Consider the following 3,029-nt stretch of genomic DNA (forward strand, 5'->3'; position numbering starts at 1 on the left):
CCAAAAGTGCAGAAGGAATGCTGGCCTGATTTTTAGGATTGATACGCGAGAGCTTGTCTAAGGCCAGTTTGAGGTCATCATACTTTATAGGCTTGAGAAGATAATCGATACTGTTGAGCTTAAATGCGTCTAGTGCAAACTCATCAAAAGCAGTAGTAAAAATTATAGGCTTAAAAAATTCTACTTCTCTGAAGATTTCGAAGCTTTTGCCATCAGCCAGTTGGATGTCCATAAAAGCCAGATCGATGTCAGATTGGTTAGCATTGATAAAGTCTGTGGCTTCCTCCACGCTTTCCACCACATCCAAAATATCTATGCTTTCGTCATATTCTTTAATCTGACCAATCAGGCGTTCCGCTGCGTAAGCTTCATCTTCAACTACTAAAACATTCATTATGCTGCATCGAGAATAGGTATTTTAACCTTAAAACTTCCGTTTGACTTAATGATCAATGCGTGGTGTTCACTTAAGAATTTGTAGCGATCCTTAATATTTTTTAAACCTAGCCGGGAAGAGGGCTCTTTTACCTTTTTCAAATTTTTACTATTCTCAACAACCAAATAATTGTCATTGTTATAGATTTTGATGCACAATGGGTCTTTTTTACTTACAACATTATGCTTTATGGCATTTTCTATAAGCATTTGAAGAGATGCAGGGACTATATATTTATCATCAAGCGTGTCATTCAAATCTAAGATCACCTTTAAATTCTCTCCAAAACGAATTTTTAGCAGGTATATATATGATTTCAAAAACTCAATCTCTTCTTTGATAGTCACCAGTTGATTTTCCTGGTTGTAGAGCAAATAACGATACACATCACTCAGCTGCTCTATAAACTTAGAGGAGGTGTTTGGGTCTTTATGTACCAGTGTAGCGAGTACATTAAAACTATTAAATAAGAAGTGCGGGTTTATCTGATTTCTTAGTGCCTGGAACTTTGCCTCTGCATGCATCTTTTTGAGCTGCTCAGACTCGAGCTGTGCTTTTTTATATTGGCTTAAGAAAAATACTATCGCGTTGATACAATGCAAAAACAGGTTTACCCGAAAAGTAAAGCCTATCATTAACTTAAATGTGAGCCCTAGGTCATAGTTTGGATAAATAAAGGAAAAACTGACGGTGGTAAGTCCTGAAAGTATGATGAGGTAAATTACACTAAGCAAAAAGAAAGGAACTAGGATGTGTAATTTGCGAAATTGAAACCCCTCGATTGCTTTAATTAGGAGTCGGTTGCCTTCCCATAGGGTAAAGACAAGAAATGTGATGGTAAGAAAAAGTACTACATGCTCAGGCTGATTACTAAAAATTCTATTTCCCTCAGTAAATAAAATATTTATAAACGAGTAAAGAGAGAGAAGTAGAATGAACAGATATCGTAACCGATGCGCAAACATATGTAGTAAACATAATAAAGCCGGGGCACATTATGGCCCCAGCAATTATAAAACAACCAAAATTTATAGGGTTGGAAGTAGTACACCGTCAATCACGTGAACTACACCATTTTCGTGGTTACGTCAGCAGTAGTTACTGTGTAAACATTACTACTTGCATCTGTTACAGTTACAGTAGCACCATTTTTCGTTACAAGTAAGTCTTCTCCTGCCAAAGTGGTAAAGGTTTGCTCACCTGCAGCCAGGTCTCCTGAGAATGCTACAGCAGGCACTACATGAAACTGTAATACTTTAGTTACAGCATCTACTCCTAGTTTAGCAATTAAGCCGTTAAGGTCACTTACCTCTTGTGCAGCTAATAAATCGGCAAAAGCATCATTTGTAGGGGCAAATACGGTTATGGCAGTCGCTTGTAATAATGGATCACGCAATTCTGCTGCTAGTACCGCATCTATTAAAGTAGTAAGACCAGCACTTGTTGCGGCTTCAACTACGTTAGGGTCTGAGCTCAAGTCTGGCAATACTACACCATCAATAACGTGCACTACACCATTTTCTATTGCAACATCTGCGGTAGTTACTGTGTAAGTGAAGTTTAAGTAATCGGTAACAGTAACTGAAGATCCTGATTTAGTTACAGTAATTTCTTGTCCTTGAAGTGTTTCAAAAGTTTGTGAATCATTTTCAAGGTCATGTGAAAATGCTACTGCTGGTACAACATGAAATGTTAATACTTCTGTTACAGCATCAATACCAATTTTAGCTACAAGATCATTTAAATCAGAAGCGTCATATCTTTCTAAAAGACCTACAAAAGCCTCATTACTCGGTGCAAAGACGGTAATTTCTGAAGCGCTGGTAAGTGTTGTAGCTAATTCTGCTGCTGTTACTGCGTCTAACAATGTTGTGAGCCCTGCGCTTGTAGAAGCTTCAACTATTGTTGGCAAATCTATTGTTGGTAATAGCACACCATCAATTACGTGTACTACGCCATTTTCTATTTCTACATCAGCTGTGGTTACGCTATAGGTGCTTCCTGCCGCATCAGTCACAGTTACATTTGCACCAGACTTAGTCACAGTTAGACTTTCTCCAGAAAGAGTTTCAAACTCTTGTGCACCCTCCTGTAGATCAGCAGCAAATGCCACGGCTGGCACTACATGAAAATTAAGTACAGTAGCTAAATTAGCTTCACCGCCAATTTCTGCAGTTAATTGAGCAAGATTGTCTACGCCATAAGCTTCTAAAGCCGCTTCAAAAGCCGTGTTTGTAGGAGCAAATACAGTTATTTCATTTGCATTTAATAAATCGTCATCAAGATCAACTTCTACTAAAGCATCGAGAAGAATAGTTAAGCCTGCAGAATTAGCAGCTTCCACCACAGTAGGCTGTTCTTCGGCCGGTTGTGGTGCGTCATTGTCATCATCACCGCAGGCGGTCATGAAAATCATTGCACTTAGCGCGAGTACAGATAATATTGTACTTGCTGATTTTCTAAAAAAGGTTTTAGTTCTCATAATATTAAATTTGGTTTAGAATCATTTGACCTTAAAACCTTTAAAAAGGCCGTTGTTTTTCTAAAAGAGAGTGAGTGGTATTTATTTTGGAGTGAGCAGTCAAATGCGGTT

At 38.2% G+C, this 3,029-nt stretch carries 3 protein-coding genes; all 3 read right to left on the reverse strand.

The genetic code is table 11. The annotated features are described in order from the left end of the window. The coding region (locus tag E1176_RS03195) for a LytR/AlgR family response regulator transcription factor (RefSeq protein WP_155209134.1) at positions 1-394 on the reverse strand (394 nt) is incomplete at its 3' end. Next, a complete protein-coding gene (locus E1176_RS03200) occupies positions 394-1,170 on the reverse strand; it encodes a sensor histidine kinase (RefSeq protein WP_185152592.1) in 777 nt (258 codons plus the stop codon). The genes E1176_RS03200 and E1176_RS03195, both read right to left, overlap by 1 nt. A 332-nt stretch (positions 1,171-1,502) precedes the next feature. After that, positions 1,503-2,918 carry a fasciclin domain-containing protein gene (locus E1176_RS03205; protein WP_222933062.1) on the reverse strand — a complete coding sequence of 472 codons (1,416 nt, stop codon included), beginning with the start codon at positions 2,916-2,918 and terminating at the stop codon, positions 1,503-1,505. Positions 2,919-3,029: the final 111 nt, after the last annotated feature.

Source organism: Fulvivirga aurantia (assembly GCF_009711475.1).
GTDB lineage: Bacteria > Bacteroidota > Bacteroidia > Cytophagales > Cyclobacteriaceae > Fulvivirga > Fulvivirga aurantia.

Excerpts from the sequence above, each read along its gene's own strand:
- E1176_RS03205 (WP_222933062.1), bottom strand. The coding sequence starts at position 2,918 with ATGAGAACTAAAACCTTTTTTAGAAAATCAGCAAGTACAATATTATCT.